General features: G+C 41.9%; 1 protein-coding gene. It reads left to right on the top strand.

Translation table 11 applies throughout. The features are described 5' to 3' along the window. Nucleotides 1–53 precede the first annotated feature (53 nt). Nucleotides 54–1,402 (top strand): IS3 family transposase gene (locus HFA01_RS18740; protein WP_146818893.1). Its coding sequence is split into 2 segments (ribosomal slippage): nt 54–542 and nt 545–1,402, totalling 1,347 coding nucleotides; the frame shifts between segments, so codons are not numbered across the junction. The last annotated feature ends 33 nt before the right edge of the window (nt 1,403–1,435 follow it).

The raw sequence follows: 1,435 nt of genomic DNA, 5'->3' as shown, positions 1-1,435 counted from the left end.
TGAAGTGAACCCCAATAGTTGGACACTTATCCAACCAGAAGGGGGTACTTATTTTGAAAAGATTTACGAATGATGAAAAACATCAGGCTGTGCGTCTATACTTAAACGATTCGATCAGCTATGGTCAACTTGCGGGGCAACTCGACGTGGATGCCTCTTCCTTAAGGTATTGGGTGAAATTAGTGGAATACCATGGAGACCAAGCGTTTTCCTTCCCCTATACAAACTATTCCCCGGCCTTTAAACTGAAGGTAATTCAGTTTATCGAGGAGAAAGGGTATTCCATCCGTGAGGCCTCTGCCCTCTTTCACATTCCCGACTTTTCCATGGTCCGAAGGTGGAAACGCAAGTGGGAAAACGGTGGTATGGAAGCCCTTGAGTCTAAACGAAAGGGGAATCAACCTATGCCACACCGTAAGAATAATAAAAACGAAAAACCTTCCAAATTCAAATCCATGGAGGAAGAACTGGAGTACCTACGAATGGAGAACGCCTATTTAAAAAAGTTGAGAGCCTTGGTCGAAGAAGAAGACAACCGTCAATCGAAAGGCAAAAAGTCCAAGCGGTCTTCGAACTAAGGCATATCTTCCCTGTAAAAAAACTAGTAAAAGTGGCTGGGATCTCCCGCAGCACGTACTATGACCAGATCAAGCGAATGCAGGAACCAGACCCCGACCAGAACTTAAAGGATAAAATCACAAAGCTCTATTTTAAAAAGGACAAGAAATACGGATATCGCCGTATTCAAAATGAACTGCAAAATAAAGGCATTCTCGTCAATCATAAGAAGGTATATCGCCTTATGAAAGAGTTAGGTCTTCAAAGTCAAGTACGAATGAAAAAATACAAATCCTACAAAGGAAAAATCGGTAAGGTCGCTGAAAACTTGTTGAACCGGGAATTCAAGGCTGAAAAACCAAATCAGAAATGGGTCACAGACATTACGGAATTCAAGCTCTTTGGTGAGAAACTATACCTGTCTCCTATTCTTGATCTTTTTAATGGTGAGATTATTTCTTATACGCTTGGTACCCGTCCGACCTATGCCCTTGTCGAAGAGATGTTAGAAAAAGGACTCAAACACTTGGATGAGAACCACGACCTATTAATGCATTCCGATCAGGGTTGGCATTATCAAATGCCCCAATACCGCCAACGACTCAAGGAAACTGGGGTTACGCAGAGTATGTCCCGGAAGGGCAACTGTCACGACAATGCGGTCATTGAAAACTTTTTTGGAATCATGAAATCAGAGCTCCTGTATTATAAAGAATTTGAGAGTATTGATCACTTTAAGAAAGAACTGACCGTCTTTATGGACGATTACAACCATGAACGGATTAAGTCCAAGCTTCGGATGAGTCCAGTTCAATACCGTGAAAAATTTGCGAAAGCTTCTTAATTACATAGTGTCCAAAAATAGGGGGTCAGTTCA

Origin of the sequence: Halobacillus faecis (assembly GCF_007991335.1) — a bacterium.
Classification (GTDB): domain Bacteria; phylum Bacillota; class Bacilli; order Bacillales; family Halobacillaceae; genus Halobacillus; species Halobacillus faecis.
This window is presented reverse-complemented; position numbering and strand designations above follow the sequence as displayed.